Source organism: Rhizobium sp. BK289, from assembly GCF_014193575.1.
GTDB lineage: Bacteria > Pseudomonadota > Alphaproteobacteria > Rhizobiales > Rhizobiaceae > Rhizobium > Rhizobium tropici_C.
Map to the genome: position 1 here is coordinate 98,882 of NZ_JACHZO010000012.1, position 20,727 is coordinate 119,608.

At 60.9% G+C, this 20,727-nt stretch carries 17 protein-coding genes; 10 read left to right on the forward strand and 7 right to left on the reverse strand.

Annotated elements, in window-relative coordinates:
• Positions 1-91 precede the first annotated feature (91 nt).
• From FHT84_RS22315 to FHT84_RS22330, 4 genes are all read left to right on the forward strand, one after another.
• Positions 92-2,749, forward strand: a complete 2,658-nt coding sequence (locus FHT84_RS22315; RefSeq protein ID WP_145644626.1) for a nitrate reductase — start codon at positions 92-94, stop codon at positions 2,747-2,749.
• A 136-nt stretch (positions 2,750-2,885) separates the two neighbouring features.
• On the forward strand, positions 2,886-3,917 hold the full coding sequence (locus FHT84_RS22320; RefSeq protein ID WP_112342324.1) for a zinc transporter ZntB: 1,032 nt from the start codon (positions 2,886-2,888) through the stop codon (positions 3,915-3,917).
• 262 nt (positions 3,918-4,179) lie between these two features.
• Positions 4,180-4,488 carry a hypothetical protein gene (locus FHT84_RS31775; RefSeq protein WP_348647368.1) on the forward strand — a complete coding sequence of 103 codons (309 nt, stop codon included), beginning with the start codon at positions 4,180-4,182 and terminating at the stop codon, positions 4,486-4,488.
• Positions 4,489-4,689: 201 nt separating this feature from the next.
• On the forward strand, positions 4,690-4,863 hold the full coding sequence (locus tag FHT84_RS22330) for a hypothetical protein (protein WP_015342656.1): 174 nt from the start codon (positions 4,690-4,692) through the stop codon (positions 4,861-4,863).
• 77 nt (positions 4,864-4,940) lie between these two features.
• Here the strand turns inward: FHT84_RS22330 and FHT84_RS22335 are convergent, their stop codons facing one another.
• The 3 genes from FHT84_RS22335 to FHT84_RS22345 form a co-directional block, all read right to left on the reverse strand.
• The gene (locus FHT84_RS22335; protein WP_112342326.1) at positions 4,941-5,774 is read right to left on the reverse strand and encodes an alpha/beta hydrolase; all 834 of its coding nucleotides are present in this window, start codon (positions 5,772-5,774) and stop codon (positions 4,941-4,943) included.
• A gap of 354 nt (positions 5,775-6,128) precedes the next feature.
• Positions 6,129-7,061: an alpha/beta hydrolase gene (locus FHT84_RS22340; protein ID WP_246698597.1), complete on the reverse strand. Its 933-nt coding sequence runs from the start codon at positions 7,059-7,061 to the stop codon at positions 6,129-6,131.
• Positions 7,062-7,400: 339 nt separating this feature from the next.
• Positions 7,401-8,090, reverse strand: a complete 690-nt coding sequence (locus FHT84_RS22345; RefSeq protein WP_183764040.1) for a DJ-1/PfpI family protein — start codon at positions 8,088-8,090, stop codon at positions 7,401-7,403.
• Positions 8,091-8,175: 85 nt separating this feature from the next.
• On the opposite strand from FHT84_RS22345, the gene FHT84_RS22350 reads away from it, so the two are divergent.
• Positions 8,176-9,126 (forward strand): GlxA family transcriptional regulator, encoded by a 951-nt coding sequence (locus FHT84_RS22350; protein ID WP_183764037.1) that lies wholly within the window; start codon positions 8,176-8,178, stop codon positions 9,124-9,126.
• A 141-nt stretch (positions 9,127-9,267) separates the two neighbouring features.
• Positions 9,268-10,179: an acetamidase/formamidase family protein gene (locus tag FHT84_RS22355; protein ID WP_183764034.1), complete on the forward strand. Its 912-nt coding sequence runs from the start codon at positions 9,268-9,270 to the stop codon at positions 10,177-10,179.
• A 15-nt stretch (positions 10,180-10,194) separates the two neighbouring features.
• On the opposite strand, the gene FHT84_RS22360 is transcribed toward FHT84_RS22355, so the two are convergent.
• Positions 10,195-11,937, reverse strand: coding sequence for a cation:proton antiporter (locus FHT84_RS22360; protein WP_183764031.1), 1,743 nt, complete (start codon positions 11,935-11,937; stop codon positions 10,195-10,197).
• 172 nt (positions 11,938-12,109) lie between these two features.
• Positions 12,110-13,156, reverse strand: coding sequence for an NAD(P)-dependent alcohol dehydrogenase (locus FHT84_RS22365; RefSeq protein WP_183764028.1), 1,047 nt, complete (start codon positions 13,154-13,156; stop codon positions 12,110-12,112).
• A gap of 248 nt (positions 13,157-13,404) precedes the next feature.
• Here FHT84_RS22365 and FHT84_RS22370 point away from each other — a divergent pair, with 248 nt between their 5' ends.
• Entirely contained in the window at positions 13,405-13,545 is a 141-nt protein-coding gene (locus FHT84_RS22370; protein WP_162943969.1) for a hypothetical protein, read from the forward strand.
• 22 nt (positions 13,546-13,567) lie between these two features.
• On the opposite strand, the gene FHT84_RS22375 is transcribed toward FHT84_RS22370, so the two are convergent.
• Positions 13,568-15,028, reverse strand: a complete 1,461-nt coding sequence (locus tag FHT84_RS22375) for a DHA2 family efflux MFS transporter permease subunit (RefSeq protein WP_210278914.1) — start codon at positions 15,026-15,028, stop codon at positions 13,568-13,570.
• 414 nt (positions 15,029-15,442) lie between these two features.
• Here FHT84_RS22375 and FHT84_RS22380 point away from each other — a divergent pair, with 414 nt between their 5' ends.
• Positions 15,443-16,237 carry a FadR/GntR family transcriptional regulator gene (locus tag FHT84_RS22380; protein WP_112342333.1) on the forward strand — a complete coding sequence of 265 codons (795 nt, stop codon included), beginning with the start codon at positions 15,443-15,445 and terminating at the stop codon, positions 16,235-16,237.
• 6 nt (positions 16,238-16,243) lie between these two features.
• Here the strand turns inward: FHT84_RS22380 and FHT84_RS22385 are convergent, their stop codons facing one another.
• On the reverse strand, positions 16,244-17,743 hold the full coding sequence (locus tag FHT84_RS22385; RefSeq protein WP_183764025.1) for an MDR family MFS transporter: 1,500 nt from the start codon (positions 17,741-17,743) through the stop codon (positions 16,244-16,246).
• A 365-nt stretch (positions 17,744-18,108) separates the two neighbouring features.
• Here FHT84_RS22385 and FHT84_RS22390 point away from each other — a divergent pair, with 365 nt between their 5' ends.
• Complete coding sequence (locus FHT84_RS22390) at positions 18,109-19,242, forward strand: ROK family transcriptional regulator (protein ID WP_112342335.1); 1,134 nt, start codon at positions 18,109-18,111, stop codon at positions 19,240-19,242.
• Positions 19,243-19,250: 8 nt separating this feature from the next.
• Positions 19,251-20,693, forward strand: a complete 1,443-nt coding sequence (locus FHT84_RS22395) for a M81 family metallopeptidase (protein WP_112342336.1) — start codon at positions 19,251-19,253, stop codon at positions 20,691-20,693.
• Positions 20,694-20,727 lie beyond the last annotated feature (34 nt).

A 20,727-nucleotide genomic window follows, 5' to 3' on the forward strand; every position in this document is an offset into this window, starting at 1 on the left:
GCACCAGGTGATCTCCCCCCTTGTGGGGGAGATGTCCCGCAGGGACAGAGGGGGGTGTTCTCCCAGGCTCTAACCTTCATGGACGCAATCCATGTCCATTGAAACCAAAACCACCTGCCCCTATTGCGGCGTCGGATGCGGCGTCATCGCCAAGGTCGACCATGACGGCAAGGTTTCCGTCAAAGGCGACCCTGACCACCCTGCCAACTTCGGACGCCTGTGCTCGAAGGGCTCCGCCCTTGCCGAAACGATCGACCTCGACGGACGCCTGCTCCATCCGGAAATTGCCGGCCAGAGGGCAAGCTGGGACGAGGCGCTTGATCTGGTCGCGAAACGCTTCAGTGAGACGATTGCCGAGCATGGCCCTGATGCCGTTGGCTTCTACGTCTCCGGCCAGCTGCTGACGGAGGATTATTACGTTGCCAACAAGCTGATGAAGGGCTTTATCGGCTCGGGCAATATCGACACGAATTCGCGGCTCTGCATGTCATCCTCGGTCGCCGGTCATCGCCGCGCCTTCGGTTCGGATACGGTGCCGGGCACTTACGAGGACATCGAGCTTGCCGACCTCATCATCCTCACCGGCTCCAATCTAGCCTGGTGCCACCCGGTCATCTACCAGCGACTGGCGGCGGCAAAGGCGGCACGGCCGGCGATGAAGATCGTCGTCGTCGACCCGCGCCGGACCATGACCTGCGATATCGCCGATCTGCATCTGGCGATCCGGCCGGATGGCGACGTTGCCCTTTTCCTGGGCCTGTTCGAGCATTTGATCACAAGCAACACCATCGACCAGAATTACATTGCCGAGCATACCGGCAGCTTTGCCGAGGCTTTCGCCGCCGCCGGCGCCCTGTCGTTCAACCGCATGCTTGAACTGACGGGCTTGCCCGCCATGCAGCTTCGCGAATTCTACCGGCTGTTTGCACAGACGGAGAAGGTCGTGACCTGCTACAGCCAGGGCGTCAACCAATCCTCATCCGGCACCGACAAGGTCAACGCCATCATCAATTGCCATCTCGCGACCGGCCGCATCGGCCGGCCCGGCATGGGACCCTTCTCGCTGACCGGCCAGCCGAATGCTATGGGCGGCCGCGAGGTCGGCGGTCTCGCCAACATGCTTGCCGCTCACATGGCGATCGAGAATGCCGGGGATCGCGATCGCGTGCAGCGCTTCTGGCAGTCGCCGCGGATTGCCGGAAAGCCGGGATTGAAGGCGGTCGACATGTTTCGCGCCGTCGCCGACGGCCGCATCAAGGCATTGTGGATCATGGCGACCAACCCGGTCGTCTCCATGCCGGACGCCGATGCCGTCGAGGCGGCCATCAAGGCCTGCCCCTTCGTCGTCGTCTCCGACATCCTGCGCGAGACGGATACGACGCGGCACGCGCGTGTGTTGCTGCCCTCGCTGGGTTGGGGCGAAAAGGACGGCACCGTCACCAATTCCGAACGGCGGATGTCCAGGCAGCGCCGGTTTCTGGCAGCCCCGGGCGAAGCCAGGCCCGACTGGTGGCAAATGGCCGAAGTCGGCCGCCGCATGGGATTTTCCCAAGCCTTTTCCTTTCGTACGAATGCGGAGATCTTCGCCGAGCACGCAGGTCTTTCCGGCTTCGAAAACGAGGGAAGCCGGGACTTCGACATCGGCGCTTATCAAGCGATCGCCACAGAAGAATACGACGCGCTCACGCCGTTCCAATGGCCACAGCCAGCCGGGGCGGCACCACGGATCACCCGCTTCTTCGCAGATGGCGGATTTTATCACTCCGATCGCAAGGCGCGCTTCATCGCCATAGCCCCCCCGGCAACCGATCGAACCGATAGCCGCTTCCCCCTGACGCTCAATACCGGGCGCGTTCGCGATCACTGGCACACGATGACGCGCACCGGCAAGAGCGCGCGGCTATCGGCCCACATCGCCGAGCCCTTCGCCGAGATCCATCCGCGCGACGCGATCGAGATCGGGGTCGCCGAAGCCGGCCTGGTCGAAATCGAAAGCCCGCACGGCAAGGTGATCGTCCGCGCCTTGGTGACGGAGCGGCAGGCGCGCGGCAGCCTCTTCGTACCGATGCACTGGAACGACAGCTTCGCCGCCAAAGCCCGTATCGACGCCGTGGTCGCTCCCGTTACGGACCCGATTTCCGGCCAGCCCGCGTCGAAGAATATCGCAGTCCGCGCCCGCCGCTTCCAGGCCTCGCATTATTGCTTCGCGGTCTCAACAGCAAAGCCGCACGATCTCGACAGCGCCTATTGGGCGCTTGCCAGGGCCGATGGCGGCTGGCGGACGGAACTTGCATTCGATCTGGCGCCTGACGACTGGGTCGGCTGGTGCCGCATGACATTCGACATACCTGCCGATCTCGAGCCGCTCGGCTATGCCGATCAGACCTCCGGAGACCTGCGTCTTGCCTTCTTCGATGGCGAGCGGCTGCTTGCGGCTCTCTTCGTCGCGCGGCAGCCTGTAGCCGTGGCCAGAAACTGGGCGATCGCCCAGCTTTCGGCACCGCATGGCAATCTCAGCAAACGGTTTGCGCTCATCGCCGGCAGACCGGGAGCCGATACGATCGACGCCGGTGCGACGGTCTGCTCCTGCTTCGGCGTCGGCGTCAATCAGATCGTCGCGGCCATTCGGGGCGGTTGCCATAGCGTGGAAGCCGTCGGCAGGGAGCTCAATGCCGGAACCAATTGCGGCTCCTGCCGCGCCGAGATCCGCACCATCATCGACGGCTGTCTTGCCGCGGCGGCGGAATAATCGCCTTACCCTGAAAGCCCATAAACACGAGCATCCGCCATAGACTCCAGTTCCGCCTCAAGCCGAGCGGTGCTAGAACTACAAAAATAGACGCATGATTTCGCTTTCTTTTATACTCGGGGGAGGATGGGAGCGGATGGAGATTGCAGGCCAGAAGGTTCAACTCAGCTACGGCGTCGAGCCCGGCATACGTTTCGCGGTTCTTCTCGACGGCAATGGCGGCTGTCGCGAGATTGGCGCAGCCGGCCTGCAGAACTGGAAGCCCGCGGATGGCGTTCTCTGGGTCCATCTCGAGCGTAATCATGATGCTGCGGCAGCATGGGTAATGAGCAGTGGCGGCTTCGATCCACTCGTCGCCGATGCCCTGCTGGAAGACGAATCCCGCCCCCGCGTCGAGCCGGTTGACGACGGCCTGCTGATCATCCTTCGCGGCGTGTGCGCCGCTCCTCCTGAGGATGTCGAAGGCGCCGCGGAGGAGCTGGATCTCGTGCCCATTCATGCCTGGGTGGACGAGAACCGTGTCGTGACGCTTCGCGACAGAGGACATTACATCACAGCCCTTCGCGATATTCGCCAGGCGCTGGGGAAAGGCAAAGGGCCCAAGCGTACCGGCGAACTGCTTGCTCTCGTCAGCGACAAGCTCGTGAGGGACCTGGAGCCCGTTCTTGATCAGATGGATGAGGAAGTGGACGAGCTGGATGAGCTGATCTTCCATGGCGAAGCAGCCGAAGTCCGCGAGCGGCTGAAGCTGCTTCGCCGCCAGGCCGTGCAGCTGCGCCGTTATCTTTCGCCGCAGCGCGATGCCCTCACCCGCATCGAACATGACGACGCCCCCTGGCTTGCCGAGCGCGATAAACTCCGAATGCGCGAGGTCATCGACAAGCTGATGCGCTGCATCGAATATCTCGACGCGATCCGTGACCGGACAAGCATTCTGCACGACGACCTTTCCACCGTCATCAGCGAGCGCATCGCCCGCAACTCAAACCGGCTTGCAGCGCTCGCTGCGCTCCTCCTGCCTCCGAGTGTCGTCGCCGGTCTTTTCGGCATGAATGTCGGCGGCATTCCAGGCGTCAACGACACCTGGGCGTTCGTCATCATCGTCGCTTTGGTCGCCGTTACCTCCGTCATTACCCTTTATGTGCTGAAGCGCATCAATTGGCTGTGACTGCGGCGGAACCGTCGATGTCTTTGCAGCGTTCTCCATCAATTCCCGTGAAAAGGCTTTCACCATGCGCCGACAGGCATGCCTTCTCGCAATCCTTGCAGGGTTTTGTGCTGCAGCTCCCGCAGCTGCGGATGAGAGTGGATTTCTGGAACCGTTGAACGGCAGCTGGACGGGAACCGGCAAGGTGCTTCGAACAATCGGCAGCCCACCCATTAATGTCTCCTGCGGATTCGACATCAACGCACCGGGTACTTCGATTTCCATGAGAGGGAACTGCCGCGGCCTTCTCATCATCAGCCGTGCGATTTCGGCGCAGCTCACGGCCCGGGGAAACCGATATTCCGGCACCTATACCGGCCCATCCGGCGCGACATCGCAGCTTTCGGGCAGCAGGCAGGGCGATGTCATCAATCTGGCGGTGAACTGGGCTCGCCTCGTCAATGGCGACAGGAATGCCAATATGATCATCCGCAGACAGGGTAGCGGCCAGCTGACGCTGAGGACCATCGACAAGGATCCGACCTCCGGCCAATCCATCATTACCAGTGAGATCAACCTGCGCCGCCAGTAGCGATCCAGGCAGCCAAACAATCGGCCGATCGAAGTCTCGGCCCATCGAAGCCGGGCAATCGCATAGGGGCATGCCGGCGCCACAAGTTCCTCCCCTGAGGGAAGAAGGAATGCCCTGTCGATGGCAATCGGCCTGAGCTCCTGCCTTGCTTGACTTTGTGTGTCCAATATGAGAACATAAAGTGAACAAATGGAGATTTCCATGACCAAGGCAGAACAAGTCATCGAACGTGCAATGACCTTTGTCGCTGTCTCGAAGGCACTTCGGGAGCGCGAACAAGAACGGCGCGCCACCTGGACGCGCCGTGTCGAAATCAGCCGGCCGCTACCGCCCTTGCCGCGCGCCGTTCAGCTCTCGTTGAAACTCGACAGCTGAAATGGTGGGGGCGGTAACAGCACCCGGCAGGCTGTGAAGCGCCCGCCAAAAGGCGGGCGCACTGCTCTTGGATTGCTTCAGGCCTTGAAGAAGGCCAGCAGATCCGCATTGATGATGTCCGCATGCGTAGTGGCCATGCCGTGTGGGAAGCCCTTGTAGACCTTGAGCGTGCCGTTCTTCAGGAGCTTCGAGGAGAGAAGCGCCGAATCCGCGATCGGCACGATCTGGTCATCGTCGCCATGCATGACGAGCGTCGGCACTTCGATCTTCTTCAGATCTTCGGTGAAATCGGTTTCCGAGAAGGCCTTGATGCAATCATAATGGGCCTTGGTGCCGCCCATCATGCCCTGACGCCACCAATTGTCGATCACGCCCTGCGAAACGACGGCGCCGGGGCGGTTGAAACCATAGAACGGTCCCGCCGGAATATCGCGGAAGAACTGGGCGCGGTTGGCCGCAAGCGCGGCGCGGAAACCATCGAAGACTTCCAGCGGCAGGCCGCCGGGGTTCTTTTCGGATTTGACCATGATCGGCGGCACTGCGCCGATCAGCACAGCCTTCGAAACACGACCATGACCGCCATACTGCGCCACATAGCGGGCAACTTCGCCGCCGCCCGTGGAATGGCCAACATGGATGGCGCCCTTGAGGTCGAGATGCTCGGCAAGTGCTGCCACATCGGCGGCGTATGTATCCATCTCGTTGCCGGTTGCCGTCTGGCTGGAGCGGCCGTGGCCGCGGCGGTCATGGGCGATGACGCGGTAGCCCTGATGAAGGAAGAAGAGCATCTGGGCGTCCCAATCGTCGGAACTCAAGGGCCATCCGTGATGGAAGACGATCGGCTGGCCTGTTCCCCAATCCTTGTAGAAGATCTGCGTGCCGTCCTTGGTGGTGATCGTGCTGCTGCTCATTGTGTCCTTACCTTTCGAAGTTGGTTGCTTTGTAGAGGCTTGTGCAGGTTGAGCGAATGGGGTGATGGCTGCAGCGGCGGCAAGGCCGAGCCCGGCCGTCATAACGCCCCGGCGGGTAGCTTGATGGATCGACTGGCTCATTTCAATCTCCATTAAATGTTATTGCGCGATTTATTATCGCGATAAACATATGCATAAGACCTTTCTTTTGCCTTGTCTACCTAAAAAATATCTCGCAATCATTTATCGCGATAAATAAATAGTGTTGCGATGGCGGCGCAAAGACAGGCAAAACAAACACTCGCCACCCGATCTCGTATGGATCAAGGCTTGGCACGCCCTTGCGCGTGAAAACTATTGCATCGGCCTATCGGCAAAATGCGATATCGCGAATTCCGCAACTCTCGCATTCGACTTTCTGGCATCGTCGAGCCAGAAGGGGAAAATCTGCCACTGATGGATCATGCCCGGCCAGATTTCCAGATTCACGCTGCCACCTGCCTGACGCACCTTGTCCGCCAGCCTCGTGCTGTCGTCGAGCAGCGTCTCGCGCGAACCGACTTGTATCAGCAGCGGCGGAAAGCCGGAGAAATTGCCATAGAGCGGCGATATGTCCGAATCGTCGAGGGATCGATCCCGAACGAATGCATTGCGGATGAGGGTGAGCTCGTCCTTGCCCATGAATGGATCCTCGGACGCATTGGTCACCAGCGAGGCTCCTGTTCCCGCAAAGTCGGTGACCGGGCTCATTGCGACGATAGCCGCAGGCAGCGGCCCTCTCAGGTGGAGCTGGTTGAGAACGACCTCGATGGCCAAGGTTGCGCCGACCGATTCGCCGGCAATAACGATATTGCCGGCCTTGTATCCCGACGTCAGAAGCCAGCGATAGGCCGCAACGGCATCGTCCCTTTGCGCGGGAAAGCTACTCTCCGGCGCAAGGCGATAATCGATCAGCAGGACATCGGCCGATGCCGCCTTGGCAAGCGCGCCCGCGATGTTGATATGCGTTCGGAGCGAACCGCTGTAGAAGCCGCCGCCATGCAGGTAGAGAACGGCGCGCCGACCGATCGGATGATGCAATCGCGCGGGCCATATCAAATCGCCATCGACACCATTGGCATCGACATGCCGTATCTGCACGCGCATCGGACCTGGCGTCGATGCCATGAGCCTTTCGAAACCGGCACGCCGCTGCACAAGGTCCGCGCCTGACATGGCATTGCTGTCGCGCAATGTGCCTATGAGCTTTTCCACTTGCTCGCTCGACGCCTTGGTCTGCGGCGCCATCTCGGATGTCTCGGCAGCGACAACCGGGAATATCGGAGAAAGACTTGCGCTGATCAGGCCTGCGCCGATCAGGATTGTCGTCGCCATGAAGACGCGTGACACACAGCGAAATGATCGGAACCAGTTCATCAAATGAGCTTTTTTCCCCGCAAGGCCGTGGACGATGTCATGATCCCACGGTCGCAGAAAAGCTATTTGTGTCAAGTATGATGGGTGACGTGAGACTGGAATTCCATTTGCCCGTCCGCCCATCACGACCTCGACATGATCAACCTACGATCGCCTCCCTATCGGCGCTCCGTTTCATTCAGGTGACAATGCCGGTGGACAAATCGATGCTCATCCGGGCTGGTGTCGGGCGGCCGCAAGGCGAGCCATGATCGCCTCTCGCGCCGTCCTCGAGCCGGCAAGGCGCGCCTTGGTTCCTGCTAGCACCTCGGCGCTGGCCTCTTCCGGCAATCCGGAATGAAACGGCGGCTCCGGCGCATATTCCAGCGACAACTGGATGCCTTCGGCTTCCTCCCGGCCACGCAAGGCGGCAACGATCGTCAGTCCGAAATCGATGCCGGCAGTCACGCCGCCCGCCGTAAGGAGATTGCCGTCCCGCACGACGCGCCCCGGCGTGGCGATGGCTCCGAAACTCTCGAGGAAATCGCACGCATTCCAATGGGTCGTCGCCTTCTTGCCCTTGAGCAGACCGGCCGCGCCGAGGACGAGAGCCCCGGTGCACACCGACGTCACGAAGCGGGCTCGGGCTGCCTGCTTCCGGATGAAACCGAGGACCGCTTCATCCTCCAGCAGTGCATTGACCCCGACGCCTCCGGGGACGCAGATCACATCGAGCGGCGGGCATTCGGCAAACGTCGTCGTCGGTTGCAACACCAGCTTCGTCGCCGAAACGACAGGCGACGCATCCTTCCAGATGAGATGCACCTCGGCATCATCCATGGAGGCGAATACCTCGTAAGGTGCGGTCAGATCGAGTTGCTGGACGCCTGGAAAGGCAAGCAGGCCGAAGCGAATGGTCATGACATGTCTCCGATGATTGATTTTTCCAAACCTATGCGACAACGATCTGGCATATTTGCCAAACCACCGTCATTTCTTGCCAATCATGCGCCGCATCGAAATTCTCGCTTTTGACAACGCCCAGCTGCTTGACATTACCGGCCCGCTGCAGGTCTTTACCAGCGCCAACGAGGCGGTGCTCGGGCTCGGTCGGCCGAAACCCTACGAGGCTGTCGTGGTGGCGGAACACACGCAGACCCGAACCAGCTCGGGCCTGGCGCTCGTGACCGCGCCGCTTAACGATACCGGTGGTCCGCTCGACACCTTGATCATCGCCGGCGGCTGGGGCGTCAATAAAGCTTGCGACAATCTCGGCCTGATCGAATGGGTACGCCGGCGAGCCGTGAGCGCCCGGCGGATAGCTTCCGTCTGCAGCGGCGCCTTTCTGCTTGCAGAAGCCGGTCTTCTGGACGGGCGACGGGCGGCGACCCATTGGAACCGTTGCGAAGAATTCGCCAGGCGCTTTCCGCAGGTGAAGCTCGAGCCCGATCCGATCTTCGTCCAGGACGGGCAGATCTGGAGTTCCGCCGGCGTCACCGCCGGCATCGATCTTTCCCTCGCCTTGATCGAGGCAGACCTTGGCCGTACGCTGGCACTTTCGGTCGCGCGCGAACTCGTCGTCTTTCTGAAGCGTCCTGGCGGTCAGGCGCAATTCAGTACGACGCTAAAGCTTCAGGAAGGCGGCGAACGCTTCGACCGTCTGCATGGCTGGATCATGGACAATCTGCGCACCGATCTTTCCCTGCCGGCGCTCGCCGAGCAGGCGAATATGAGCGCACGCAGCTTCTCGCGCCATTACCTGAAGGCGACCGGGCGCACGCCCGCGCGAGCCGTCGAGGAAATCCGCATCGAAGCGGCCCGCCGCCTTCTGGAGGACGGCCTGAGCGTGCATCAGGTACGCATGCGCTGCGGCTTCACATCGGAAGAGACCATGCGCCGCAATTTCATGCGGAAATTCGGGACCACGCCGCAGGCATTTCGCGACCATTTTGCTTAAGGGTTGACTGCGACGGCCAACATTTGCCCGCACCTCAAGCGAAGTGGCCTTTCTGCATAAATATGGTCGCTGCGCTCTTTCCCCGACATTCGAAGTCGGCGTAGGCTGCAGCGATCGGAATCCACACAAGGCTTAAGCAGGATGGCGACCCATCGTTTCATTCCCAACACCTATCACAATATCATCGGTTCGCTGCCACCGGCCTTGCATGTTGCCGATGGCGATACGGTTATTACCGAAACGCTCGATGCCGCCGGCTACGACAAGCATGATGTCCGCCAGATATCCGGCCCCAATCCGATGAACGGCCCGATCTTCGTCGAGGGCGCTGAGCCGGGAGATTCTCTCAAGGTCGAGATCGTCGCAATGGTGCCGACGCGCGATACGGGCTTCACCGGCAGCGTGGTCGCCGCCAATGTCGTCGATCCACAGGATGTCCGGGCGCTACCGGCACGCGAGAAGGTGATCTGGCAGATCGACCGCCAGAATCTCACGGCACGATTGGCCGAACCGGTGGCGGGTCTCGAAACCCTTACGCTGCCGCTCGCTCCGATGATCGGCTGCTTCGGGGTCGCACCATCGCTTGGCCAGGCAATATCGACCGCCACCAGCGGCGAATTCGGCGGTAACATGGATTATCGGCTGCTCGGACCGGGCACGACCGTCTGGTTCCCGGTCTCAGCACCCGGGGCGCTCTTCTTTCTGGGCGATTGTCATGCGGTGCAAGGCGACGGCGAGATCGTCGGCACCGGGATCGAAACCACGTTCGAAGTGACGGTGCGCCTCAGCGTCGAAAAGAAAAGGACGATTATCTGGCCACGCGGCGAGACGACGGAGGATATCTTCACCATCGGCAATGCCCGGCCGCTCGATCAAGCCCTGCAGCATGCCACCAGCGAAATGCTGCGCTGGCTCGGCTCCGATTACGGCCTCGACAAGACGGCGGCGAGCCACCTTCTCGGCCAGGTGGTACGCTATGATGTCGGCAACGTCTTCGACCCTGCCTATACCATGGCCTGCCGCGTTTCGAAAAACTGGCTGAAACGTCGATAAAGCGCCGGCCTGATATCAGCCTGCATCCTGCGACAGGTCACGCCTCTGGCGTGACACGTTGCTCTCCTGCCGCTCGCGCGCCATGCGGCTGACGGCGGCCCGCAATTGCGGATGACGCGACATGAAGAGATTGAAGTCACGGCGGTCCAGCACGAAGAGCTGACAGAAATCGACGGCGACGACGTCGGCCGTGCGGCGTGCGCCGGTCAGTAGCGCCATTTCGCCGAAGAAGGAGCCGGCGCCGAGCCGGATCTCGTCATCCTCCAGCTGTACCTCGACCGCACCGGAGGCGATGAAGAACATGCTGTCGCCGCGATCCCCGGTTCGAATGACGCGGTCACCCGGCGAGGCCGATCGCGGCCGGAAGAGCAGCAGCAGCTCCTCATGCTCGTTATCGTCAAGTTCGGCAAACATCGGGAAAGTTTCGATGAGCTGCTCGATTTCGAGATGATGCTGGCGATCGCGCTCCTCGCGCTGCTTGTTGATCGCGGTCAGTTGACGACGCAGGCCGTCCTGCTTGGCCATGCCGTATTTATTTGCCAGGAACGGCCAGCGGGCAAAGGTCCACTTTTCCAGCTTCTCCGTGGCGTAGAAGGCCAATGGATTGAGCGTGATCGACAGGATCGCGCCGGCAAGGATGAGATCCTGCCCTTCCCGTGTCAGCAACCCCAGCGAAACGCCGAGCCCCGCCAGAATGAAGGAGAATTCGCCGATCTGTGCCAGACCTGCCGCAACGGCAAAGCCGATGCTGGCGGGATAGCGCAGCAACAGCACGACGCCGAAGGCGATCAGCGACTTGCCCAGCATGATCAGCGCAAGTACGCCGATGATCATCAGCGGTTCGCGGATCAGGACCGAGGGATCGAAAAGCATGCCGACGGATACGAAGAACAGCACCGAAAAGGCATTCTGCAACGGTAGCGAGTCGGCTGCCGCCCTGTGGCTGAGATGCGATTCACTCATCACGAGGCCGGCAAAGAAGGCACCCAGCGCAAACGACACGCCGAAGATTTCCGCAGCGCCGAAGGCAATGCCGAGCGCGATCGCCAGAACCGACAGCGTGAAGAGCTCGCGCGAGCCTGTGCGGGCAACCGAGGTCAAAAGCCAAGGCACCACGCGCGGCCCGATGAAGATCGCAACGGCTGCGAAGGCGGCCACCTTGAGGAGCGTCATGCCGATCGTCAGCCAGATCGAGCCGGAAGCGGCATGTTCGCCCGCATCGACGTGACCACCCAGAACGCCGGCAAAAGCAGGCAGCAGCACGAGCGCCAGCACCATGGCCAGATCTTCGACGATCAGCCAGCCGACAGCGACGCGGCCATTGGTCGAACTGACCAGATTGCGCTCTTCCAGCGCCTTCAACAGCACGACGGTACTGGCAACGGCAAGGCTGAGACCGAAGACCACGCCGGCGCCGACGCTCCAGCCCCATAGCGACGTCAACCCGACACCCAGCACCGTCGCGATTGCGATCTGTCCGATGGCGCCCGGAATGGCGACGCCGCGCACCGCCAGAAGGTCGGCGGCGGAGAAGTGCAGGCCAACGCCGAACATCAGCAGAATGACGCCGATCTCGGCCAACTGCGACGCCAGCGACACATCGGCGACAAAGCCCGGTGTCGACGAGCCGATGATGACACCGGCCACCAGATAGCCGACCAGCGGCGGCAGATGCAGCCTGTCGGCCAGATAGCCGAAAATGGCCGCGAACACGAAGCCGGCGGCAATCAATGCGATCAATGCAACGTCGTGCGGCACGGCGGTCCTTCCCGTTTCACGGCGTTAAAGCCTATTCCCTCTGTTGAAGGCTACCTAGCATCGCTTTTGCCGGGCCGTCTACCGGGTCGTATGCAACTGAGGAAAAACATCGCCTTGCCGATACACGGAACCCGGTATCAGGCTCAAGGCAAGGCGATGTGACAGCTGAAGCTTACTGATCCAGAACGATCTGCAACTTGACGTCCGTAGGCCGTGCCTCGACGGCTCGGTCGAAGGCCTTGATGGAATCCTCGAAGACAAAGGTTTCCGAGATCAGCGGCTTCAGATCGACGCGGCCGGATGCGATCAGCGCGATGGAACGTTCGTACTGATGCGCATAGCGGAAGATCGTCTCGATGCGAATTTCCTTGGTCGAAGCCGTCGAAACGTCGAAGCCGACCGGATTGACCGGCAAGCCGACGGCAACGATGACGCCGCCGGGACGCGGCAGTGCCATGACGGTTTCCCAAGCCTTCGGCGAACCCGAGCATTCGAAGACGACATCGGCGCCCCAGCCGTCCGTGAGCCGGCTGACCTCTTCCACCAGGTTGTTCTCGCGAATGTTGACGGGGATGACGCCCTGATACTGAGCGGCGATATCGAGCTTTGGCTGGGCAAGATCGGCAACGATCGCCCGTGCACAGCCGCCGGCAAGTGCTGCGACCGCAACCATGATGCCGATCGGACCGGCACCGAGCACGACAGCGGTGTCGCCGGGCGTGATGCGGGCCTTGGTCGCCGCCTGCATGCCCACCGCGAAGGGCTCGACCATCGCACCTTCCGCAAAGCTGACATTGTCGGGTAGCCTGAAAGTATAGTTGGCCGGATGAACGACGAAGGGCGTGAGAACGCCATGGATCGGCGGTGTCGCCCAGAAGGTGACGGCCGGATCGACATTGTACATGCCGAGGCGGCTAGCCTTCGAATTGGCATCGGGAATGCCGGGTTCCATGCAGACCCGGTCGCCGACTTTCAGATGCGTCACGCCGGCACCGACTTCGACCACCGTGCCCGCTGCTTCATGGCCGAGCACCATCGGCGCGTTGACGACGAAGGGGCCGATTTTGCCATGCGTATAGTAGTGCACGTCGGATCCGCAGACGCCGACGGTATGGATCTTGATCTTCACCTCGCCTTGCCCGACCTCCTGCGGCAGATCGATATCGCGGATCGACAGTTCATGCTGACGCTCCAAAACTAGGGCACGCATCTTGCTCATCGCCTCTTCCTCTTTCCAAGCAACCAACGCCCCGCTGACACAGGGACGAAACCTTTGTCCGTTATATCGTGTGAGCTGACGTCACAAAACGATCTTTAAGCGATGCCGATAAACTTCCGCCGCCCTCCTGCAGGCAACAGTTCATCAGCATTAATATTAGGAATTCCTTATTCTTTAGCTCCCTATTGCCAATATTGACTGGAGTTCCATTTCTTGCCTTTCTAATAATAGAGAAGGAGGGGCTCATTATGACAGTATATGATTGGACCGGTCAGCGCGCCCGCCGGATGAAGATGCTGCGTGCGGCAAGCTTCGCAATGCTTCTGATCATCCTGATGGCGATACCCGTGATATTGCTGCACTACAACATCATCGAATACCCGCACTGACCACTTCGGAAAGACATGATCGTCAAGCCGCCTTCCTCGCCATTTTCGGCTTGCGCGAGACATTGTCACCTGCCCTGCGGTCCAGCGGCAGGCAGTCCAGTACGGCTAGCAGCGCAATGATACCCAGCATGACGAAAGCCAAGCGGAATTCGATGGCAACGACGCCGCTTGCACCAAGCGGCGCGCTGATTGCCTGGCCGATGCGGATGCCGATGGCGCCGACGGCGATGCCCATGCCCATGGTCAGCTGAAAGGCCGTGCTGAACAGCGTGTTGGCGCCTGTCATCTGCAGCGGCGGAATATCGGCAAAAGCGATCGTATTCAGCGCGGTGAAGTGCATCGACCGGCACATGCCGCCGATGAACAGCACCGGCACGATGAACCAGAGAGGCGTATCAGGCGAAAACAGCGCACAGGCCGCGATGAAGATGGCATTGAGGATGCCGTTGACGATCAGGACCGGCTTGAAGCCGAAGCGGCGCAGGATGGGCGTTGTTGCCGGCTTCATCGCCAGATTGCCGGCAAAGACGGCGAGCGTCAGCATGCCGGCGTGAAAGGCGCTGAGCCCGAAGCCGACCTGTAGCATCAGCGGCAGCAGAAAGGGAACCGCACCGATCGCGGTGCGGAACAGCGATCCGCCTGAGATGGTGATGGCGAAGGTAGGCAGCTTCAGCCCCGAGAGATCGATGAGCGGATGCTCCGTCCGGAGAAAATGGAATACGGCAACGGCAAGCAGGACGAAGCCTGCAAGCACATAGGCCCAGGCCTCCAGCCATAGCGGTTCCGGCCGCCCGATCAGCTCCAACCCATACATCAGGCTCGCCAGACCAATGCCGCTGACGATGAAGCCGATCCAATCGAAAGGCGGACGCGCCGTACTCTTGGTTTCGGGAATGAGCATGAGCGAAAAGACAAAGGCGAGAATGCCGAGCGGCAGATTGAGGAAGAAGATCCAGCGCCAGCTTGCATGGTCGGTGATGAAGCCGCCGAGCGGCGGCCCGAGGATCGGCGCCACCAGCGCCGGCCAGGTGATCGTTGCGATAGCCGAAATCAGCTTGTCCTTCGGCGTGTTGTTCAAAACGACCAATCTGCCCACCGGCACCATCATCGCCCCGCCGATGCCCTGCAGGATGCGCATGGCGACGAAGGAGCCGACACCATTGGCAAAGCCGCACAGGACCGAGGCGAGCGTGAAGACGACGACCGCCGTCGTGAAGACAAGCCGCGCGCCGAAACGATCGCTGATCCAGCCGCTGATCGGAATGAAGACGCCAAGCGTCAGCAGATAGGCACTCATGCCGATATTGAGATCGACGGGGCGGGCACCGAAGGAAACGGCCATCTGCGGCAATGCAGTCGCGATGACGGTGCCGTCGAGATTTTCCATGAAGAAGGCACCTGCCACCAGCAATGCAATCAACAACGACCGGGACCCGGTCTCTTGTCGCTCCTCCCTGTGCCCACGCGTGGACATGTCATTCATCTGTCGGCCACTCCGAATCCGCCTCGCACCCGAATGCATTTAATCGGTTCGGGAACGTTTACGATAGGCCGAAATCGTCCCATCAATCGATTGGGCGATCACGTTTCGCGAAGCGGAGGGCACGCAATTTGATCGGCAAGCCGACCGCTCTCGATCCAAACACGCGTCATGCGAGGCGTGCCGGCAGGTTCATGTTGGTGAACGGAGCGATCAATCCGCCGCCAGTAGGCATGCATGCGCAAGACATGCTAGGGTTTTTCGTCGGAAGAAGGCCGCAGGGAGAACTACAGGATCAACGTCATAACAATATGGAACAGCCCCAAACTAACCGAGACACGGTTTTAAGCCTCCCAATGGGTCTAGGCTGACGAGTGTCTTCGCAACGGCGCATCAATAAGGAACAAGAGCCCCATAATGAAACATGGCCACGACGCATTGATCCCCCCGGCGACGCCGGAGTCAAAACTGATCGTAACCCAATCGCCCTTCGACGCCTTTGTGCGAAAATACGGTACGATCCCGCGGCGCGGCGTCTTCGGCTATTTCGTCCATGAGCTCGGCCGCCGTATCGTGCGCAGCGACTATCCTGTCGGCACGACGCTGCCGAACGAACCGGACCTCGTCGAACAGTTCGGCATCAGCCGCACCGTCATTCGCGAAGCGATGAAATGCCTTGCCGGCAAGGGGTTGGTGGAGATCAAGACCCGCGTCGGCACACGCGTCAAGGAACGTTCCAACTGGCATCACCTCGATACGGATGTCATGGTCTGGTACTACGAAACCGGCCCATCGGTCGAAATCATGCGTTCGATCAAGGATTTGCGGCTGGCGCTCGAGCCGGAAGCCACCGCCCGCGCAGCTCTGCGCCGCACCGAGAGCGACATTGCCGCGATCAGTTCCGCCTACGAGGAGATGGCGTCCACCATCGGCGACGTCAATAGCAATGCCGATGCCGATCTGCGCTTCCATACGGCGATCTTCGCCGCCACGCACAACATGATCTATTCGCAGCTGATCGACCTGATCGCCGTCGGGATCTACGCCAACCGCACTCTTTCCGGCCAGGAAGACATAGCCGAAGGCCAAAAGCGTGCCCTGCCCCTTCATAAGGCCATCCTCGACGCCATCGTCGCGCAGGATACGGATGCTGCAATCAAGGCATCGAGAAACCTGCTGGATGCCTGGCTTGCCCGCGACTACGGCTTCTGACGCGGGTTAGTGAGTCATCGCATCCCGGGCATCCGTCTTGGGGACGGACGATCCGCGACCAGCGTCACGCGTGACCGGGATAAGCCAAATGGTCGCGCAGGTCGTCAAGGCGACGATGACGACGCCCCAGAAACTCCAGTGCAATGCGGCATTGAAGACGCCCCGAATTGCGGGATCGCCGACAAGATCGGAAAGGCCGGTCGGCTGGTTGAGGATATCGTGGAGCTTCGCTGCCAGCTCACCGCTGCCGTAATGCGCGATACCGATATTCATAATCGCACCGAGCGCGGTTGCGCCAAGCGTGTTGCCGAGACTGCGTGAGAAGATGATCGATGCGGTGGCACTGCCGCGCATCGACCATTCGACGCTTTCCTGCACTAACACCACGCTGGTGAGGCTGATAAGGCCCATGCCGAAACCCATCAGGAACGAGCCGATGCCGGCAATCAGCGGACTGCTTTCCGGCATCAGCAACAGCAGGAAGAGCGAGCCGAAGGGAAACATCAGACTGCCGGCGCGCAAGGTCGTGCGGATACCGAAGGTGCGGAAGAAGCGGCTTGCAAGCATGACGGCGAGTGGCCAGCCGACGATCAGCATGGTGAGCGTAAAACCTGCCTCGAGCGGCGAACGGCCGAGCACGCCCTGAACGTAGATCGGCAGGACCGTGGTCAGACCGATGAGCGCCATGCCGGCAAGCAGGGTGGCAGCATTGCTGGTGGCAATCAGCCGCCGGCTCCAGAGAGCGATCGAGATGATCGGCTCAGGCGCGCGCCGCTCCTGCCGCAGGAACAGGACGCCGGAGACGACGAAGGCGATCGCAAGGGGACAAAGAATGGCAAAGCCCGCATCGGTCTCCGTCAGGATCACGAGCAGCGACACGATGGATATCGAAAACAGGATCGTGCCGAGATAGTCGATCTTTGCTTCGCGCGGCGTGACGGACTCATGCAGAAAGATCATGAAACCGGCAATGGCGAGTACGCCAAGCGGCAGGTTGATCCAGAAAATCCAGGCCCAGGAGAGGTTGTCGACAATGATGCCGCCGGCAAGCGGGCCGATGACAGCGGAGATCGCCCAGACGCTGGCAAGCGCACCCTGCACCTTCGCACGCTCTTCCAGCTTGTAGAGATCGCCCACGACCGTCATGGTTACGGGCTGAATGGCACCCGCACCAAGCCCCTGCAGCAGCCTGAAGACGATGAGCGAGGCCATCGACCAGGCAAAGCCTGCAAGCGTCGATCCCAGCAGAAAGATGAGGATGCCGCAGACGAGCATGGGCTTACGGCCGAAAATGTCGGAGAGCTTACCATAGATGACCGTCGTGGTGGACTGCGCCAGGAGAAAGGCGGAAAAGACCCAGCTGTAATAGGTGAAGCCGCCGAGCTGGCCGACGATACGCGGCATGGCAGTCGCGACGATTGTCGCCTCCACAGCGACCATGAAGGTCGCGAGCATGATCGAGACAATGACCAACGGGCGTCTCGAGCGATCGACCGTGCTGGACATGGCATTCCTTTCTGACTGCTGCACCCGATGTCGAAGACGCACAGGCCGCGATTAAGGCCATGATCGAGCGCTTAGCTGTTGGGATCGAAGTCTAGGGACAAGGACGATTGGAGGACGGGGCCCGCGGAATCGTTATAATAAGCTTTGCATATTGATGCCGGTCGATGTCAACTGGCTAAACGCCGGCGCGTTCGCTTCTTGACTGGCGCAGCTGCCTGAAGTCTCGGAACATCGGATCCAACTGCACTACTGCAGCCATTGACGATATCACATAATTGCGCCTTAATGAATTAACTTCTGCAGCTTTGTTCATTTTTTGAACTTATCTGCGGCAGTGCCAACCGAAATTCCAACGGAGCGCGGAATTGCTCACCTCTTCCCAGCAGCAGCTCTTGCGGGTCATCGGCCAGTCAGGTCCTTTGAGCCGCACGGTTTTGGCGGCATCCATGGGCTTGAGCAAAGCCGCCATGAGCGGAATCGCGCGCGATCTGATTTCCCTTGGCGTCCTGCGGGAGACGGAAACCATCTACGGTCAGGGCCGCCCGTCGATCCTTTTGGATCTGCATCCGGAGGGCGCCTTCTTCGTCGGGATTTCGCTGCTGGAAGATCCGGCACCCCTGGTGCTCAGCGATTTCAACGGCAATATCATCGCGCGTCAGACCATGCCATTGTCCCGCGACCCCGATGCCATCGCCGAGATGATCGCCGATACGCTGCCGAAACTGCTCGCAGAACGAGAAGACGCCGACCGCAAGCTTTCCGGTCTCGGCGTGGCACTCTCCGGCTTCGTCGACGAGAAGCAGGCAAATTGCGTCAAATCCACGCTGCTCGGATGGCAGGACGTGCCGCTTGCCGGCATCATCAGGCAGAAGACCGGCATCGACACCTTCATCGAGAACGACGCCAAGGCGGTCGCCGTCAGCGAGAAGCTGTTCGGCAGCGCCCGCGACGTGCAGAATTTCAGCGTCGTTTCCTTCGACGACGGCATTGGCTGCGCCCATTTCGTCGGCGGAAAACTCTATCGCGGCAATCATGGCGGCGCCGGCGAGATTGCCCATTGCACCATAGAACCCAACGGTTCGCCCTGCCGTTGCGGCAAGCGCGGCTGCCTGGACACCGTGGCCTCTCTGAAGGCGATCAAGGAAATGGCGAAGGCGGAGGGTCTTGCCTGCCATTCTCTCAATGATCTCGAGACGGAAGCGTCCATCGGCAATGCTGCGGCGATCCGCATCCTGCATCGGGCCGGCAGCGCGCTTGGACTGGCGATTGCCCATCTGATCCAGTTCAACGACCCCGGCCTTATCTTGATCACCCACGTCGAGGGGCGGTTCGATGGCCTGCTCGGCACCGTCATGCGGCAGGCAGCCGAAGCCAATGTCCTGCCGCGCTATGCCGGCCAGACGCCGATCCGCACGCATCGCGTCGATGGCGATGTCTGGGCGCGGGGTGCTGCCAGCATCGCCGCCCATAATTTCCTGATTGGTCCCACTCCCTATTGAGGTTCCCCATGCGCATCGCCGTCGGAGGCATTCATATCGAATGCAGCACCTACAATCCGGTCCTGAACGAAGAGAAGGACTTTCGCGTCCTGCGCGGCGCGGAGCTGACGGCAGCGCCCTACTTCGCCTTTCTTAGGGATTACGACGGCGAATTCCTGCCGACCATCCATGCCAGAGCCATTGCCGGCGGCCCGGTCGCGCGCCACACCTACGAGGCCTTCAAGGGGGAATTCCTGGAAAGGCTGAAAGCGTTGCTGCCGCTTGATGGGCTCTATCTCGCCATGCACGGCGCCATGTATGTCGAGGGCATGGAAGATGCCGAAGGCGACTGGATCAATGCCGCCCGCGCCGTCGTCGGCGACGATTGCATGGTCTCGGCGAGCTACGACCTGCACGGCAATGTCACCCAGCGCATCATCGACGCGCTCGACATGTATTCCACCTATCGCACGGCGCCGCATATCGATGTCGAGGAAACCATGCGCCGCGCCGTCAAGATGCTGACGGAAAGCCTGAGGACCGGCGTCAAGCCGATCCTGTTGTGGGCACCGATCCCCGTCGTGCTGCCGGGCGAGCGCACCAGCACCGTCGATGAACCTGCCAAGGGCCTTTACGACATGCTGCCCGGTATCGATGCCATCGACGGCGTCTGGGATGCGTCTTTGATGGTCGGCTATGTCTGGGCAGACGAGCCACGCGCGACGGCCGCCGCCATCATGACCGGCACGGATCGCGCCGTTCTCGAGCGCGAGGCAAAGCGCCTAGCGCAGGCCTATTGGGATGTGCGCAAAGATTTCGTTTTCGGCTCGGAGACCGGCTCGATCGAGGAATGTGTCGCAAGAGCGATTGCGAGCACGACCGCGCCCGTGGTTCTGGCGGAATCCGGCGACAATCCGACGGGCGGCGGGGTCGGCGACCGCGCCGACGTGCTGGCGGAGCTGATTGCCAAGGGAGCGCAAGGCGTCATCTTCGCCGGCATTGCCGACAAGGCGGCGACAGAAACCTGCTACGCCGCCGGCCTCGGCGCCACGCTCGATCTTTCTGTCGGCGCATCGCTCGACACGAAGGGCAGCAAGCCGGTGAAAGGCCGCTTCACCGTTAAGTATCTGCTGGAGACGACCGAAGCGAGCGACATGCAAGCCGTGGTTTCCATCGGCGGCATAGACCTCGTCCTGTCGGCCAAGCGCCGTCCCTATCACAATATTGCCGACTTCACCCGTCTTGAGCTCGATCCGTACAAGGCGAAGATCATCGTCGTCAAATCCGGCTACCTCTCGCCGGAACTGGCGCCGATCGCCAATCCGAATCTGATGGCGCTGTCGCCCGGTGTCGTCGACCAGTTCGTCGAGCGCCTGCCGCGCCTGCGCAAGCAGAAGCCGACCTACCCCTTCGACAAGGATTTCGACTTCACACCCGAAACGGCTCTTTCGGCGCGCGCCCTTCGTCGTTGAAAAGCCTAGGGAAGCGCCACGGATCACTCGGAAG